At 35.6% G+C, this 3,374-nt stretch carries 4 protein-coding genes; all 4 read right to left on the reverse strand.

What is annotated here, in order from left to right:
• Nucleotides 1–67 precede the first annotated feature (67 nt).
• Nucleotides 68–475, reverse strand: coding sequence for a type II secretion system protein (locus tag AC3AX0_RS06610; RefSeq protein WP_487549513.1), 408 nt, complete (start codon nucleotides 473–475; stop codon nucleotides 68–70).
• Nucleotides 476–568: 93 nt separating this feature from the next.
• On the reverse strand, nucleotides 569–1,783 hold the full coding sequence (locus tag AC3AX0_RS06615; RefSeq protein WP_487549514.1) for a type II secretion system F family protein: 1,215 nt from the start codon (nucleotides 1,781–1,783) through the stop codon (nucleotides 569–571).
• Nucleotides 1,784–1,798: 15 nt separating this feature from the next.
• On the reverse strand, nucleotides 1,799–2,854 hold the full coding sequence (locus tag AC3AX0_RS06620; protein ID WP_487549515.1) for a type IV pilus twitching motility protein PilT: 1,056 nt from the start codon (nucleotides 2,852–2,854) through the stop codon (nucleotides 1,799–1,801).
• Between the two features lie 14 nt (nucleotides 2,855–2,868).
• The coding region (locus AC3AX0_RS06625; RefSeq protein WP_487549516.1) for a GspE/PulE family protein at nucleotides 2,869–3,374 on the reverse strand (506 nt) is incomplete at its 5' end.

Here is a 3,374-nt window from a genome sequence, read left to right on the forward strand (position 1 = left end):
TTTCATATATTCACCTTCTTTTTTTAAAATGCAGTCTATATAGACTGCATTTTAAAAACTTTTATTTTTATGGGAATTGAATTATAGATCCATCATTAGCAGTAATAGTAACTTGCAATACACCATCTGTATTTGCATCAAAATCTATATCGGTTATATTAGTAGAGGTTTCAATATTACCACTAAATGATGCAGATTGTAGCATTACAGCTGTATCCAATAAATTTTCACCTTGAAGCAAGTCTATTGTAATAGTAGTAAAATCTGTTACATTCTCCTGCGCAGCATATATTTCAGATGCTTTTTGTATTCCTGCAACTGCTGTTTCATCTGATGACAATCTTGAATTTTCTTGTACATTTAGAAATCTTGGTACTGCTATCACTGCAATAATACCCAATACTGCCAATACTACAATTAACTCAATAAGTGTAAATCCTTTCTTGTTCTTTAATCTGTTTACCATTTTAAACATATTATTTCCTCCTAAAAATTTAATTTTTCCATCTGCTTATTTAATACCCTTGATAATAATCTTTATTCACTAATTTAAGATTTTTTTAACTTATTACTTAACCGTCTTAACCATATCAAACATAGGCATCATCATAGCAATTATAATAGAACCTACAATTACTGCCATTACAACAATCATAAGAGGTTCTATCATTGATGTTAATTTTTGAATTGCAGAATCAAGTTCTTCATCATAGAAATCTGCTGTTTTGTCGAGAATATCTTCAAGTGCTCCGGAATCCTCTCCGATTTTAATCATTGAAGGAATCATTGGAGGAAAGATATTATAACGTCTTATTGGTTCGGACATTCCAACGCCTTTTTTTACATCATCAGCAACTTTTCCAAGAATATGTTCGACATATTTATTTCCAGTAACACGACTGGTTACTTCAATAGCTGTAAGAAGCTCAACTCCTGATCCAATTAGAGTAGCCATAGTCCTTGTGAATCTGGCAGAAACGATTTTCACACTTACATCCTTATAAATAGGAATTCTTGTGAGTTTGAATCTGTCCTGTTTTATTCTTAACTCTTGTGATGTTTCTATTTTTGTCATAGCAAGAGCTATTGCAGCACCCCCAAATACAAGCACATACCACCTTGCTATAATAAAATCACTTATAGCCATCATAATTCGTGTTGGCAATGGAAGTTTTACTCCTGAACTTTCGAACATGGATACAAATGTAGGCAATACCTGGGTCAGCATGAATATAACAACAAGTAGTGTAACAATAACAAGTATTACAGGATATGCCATAGCACTCTTTACCTTGTTTTCTATCTTGAATTCTTTCTCGAAGTGCTCTGCAAGTCTGGTCATCATAACATCAAGGTTACCACTTAGTTCTCCAGTTTCAACCATGGATATCATGATATTTGGAAAGACATCTGCATGTTGCTTCAGGGCTTCTGAAAATGTATAACCTTTTTGGAGTTGTTCATAAATATCAGCGATTATTATTTTAAACTTCTTTTTTTGTGTCTGCTGCTGGACAATATCCAAACAGTTTATTATTGGAATACCGGCATTAAGCATTGCCTGGAACTGCCGACAAAATACAGCCAGATCCTTAGCTTTAATCTTTGTAAACTTTGACATTATTCCTTCTGTATCCTTGTATCCCTTGTCTTCAGATATTTCAACTGGATAATACTTCTTATGCTTAAGCATTTCAGCCACATCAGAAGCAGTTGATGCTGTATAATTGCCTCGGATTCTTGAACCTTTGTTGTTTAATGCGGTGTATTTAAAACTAGGCATATTGTAACCCCCTCTTTAAGCCATAACAAAACGTTTGATATAATCTCTGTCAATACATGATTGGAATAGAGTCTGTTTTGATATGGTATTTGATCTGTAAAGATTCAATAGGTCGCTGTCCATTGTATGCATGCCAAACTTGGACCCAGTCTGTATGCTGTTCATTATCTGGTGAGTTTTCTTTTCTCTTATTGTGTTCTTTATTGCAGGTGTTGCCATCATAACTTCAGTAGCAACAGTTCTTCCTCCCTGATTTTTAACAAGAAGTTGTTGTGATACTACAGACTGAAGTACATTTGCTAGCTGTACTGCAACTTGTTGCTGCTGATGTGGAGGGAAAACATCGATTATTCTGTCAATTGTGGCAGCAGCACCTATTGTATGAAGTGTTGAAAAAACAAGGTGACCTGTTTCAGCTGCAGTCAATGCAATTTCAATGGATTCATGATCACGCATCTCTCCAAGTAATATTACATCAGGATCCTGCCTAAGACATGATTTTAGTCCTTGACCAAATCTATCAAAATCTGATCCCATTTCTCTTTGGTTTACTATGCATTTATTATGTCTGTGAAGATACTCTATTGGATCCTCCAGAGTGATTATATGATTGTTCCTTTCCTTGTTTATAATATCAATCATGGAAGCAAGGGTAGTAGATTTACCACTACCTGTAGGTCCTGTTACAAGAACCATTCCTCTTTTAAACTTTGTAAGCTCTCTTAATATTGGTGGCAGTCCTAGTTCCTCAAGAGTTGGAATAGTAAGTGATACAGCCCTAACAGCTATACTTATAGAACCTCTCTGTTTGAAGGCATTGATCCTGAATCTCCCGGTATCTGCAACAGACATTGAGAGGTCGGCATCTCCCTTTTCTTCAATCATCTTCATGTGCTTATCTGTAAGAATCTGCTTGGCAATATTCATTGTGTCTTCAGTTGACAATATCTTGTCATCAACTATTTCAAGCTTTCCATCGATTCTCATTGTAAGGTAGTATCCTGCTGCTATATGAAGGTCAGAAGCCCCCATACTAATGGTTCTTTTTAGTATTTCATGAATATTATACATATAACCCCTCCCAATTATTCTACAGTGTATGCAACTCTGAGCATTTCTTCCACTGTGGTTTTTCCTTCTATTACCAGATCAATACAGTTGTCTCGCAGTGTTTTCATTCCTTGTCTGTCAGCAGCCGCCCTTATAGCGTCAGTTGATTCAGTTTTATCAATTTCTTTTCTTACATCAGATGTCATCCTCATGAGTTCATGTATTGCTGTTCTTCCCATGTATCCGGAATTATAGCATTTTTTACAACCCTTTCCTCTGAATAACTGCATGTCCTCTTGAACATTTAGAAGCTTTTTCTCTGATTCTGTTATAAAATAAGATTCTTTACAATGTGGACATATGGTTCTCACAAGTCGCTGTGCCACTATTCCTTTTACAGATGTAGATATCAAATAGGGTTTAACACCCATGTCGATCAGTCTCATAATGGTTGATGGTGCATCGTTTGTATGGAGTGTACTTATTACTATATGACCTGTTATGGCGGCCCTTACAGCAATCTGTGCAGTCTCCATATCCC

Source organism: Dethiosulfatibacter sp. (genome assembly GCF_983023055.1).

Coding starts and splice junctions, on each gene's coding strand:
- AC3AX0_RS06610 (WP_487549513.1), bottom strand. CDS start 475: ATGTTTAAAATGGTAAACAGATTAAAGAACAAGAAAGGATTTACACTT.
- AC3AX0_RS06615 (WP_487549514.1), bottom strand. CDS start 1,783: ATGCCTAGTTTTAAATACACCGCATTAAACAACAAAGGTTCAAGAATC.
- AC3AX0_RS06620 (WP_487549515.1), bottom strand. CDS start 2,854: ATGTATAATATTCATGAAATACTAAAAAGAACCATTAGTATGGGGGCT.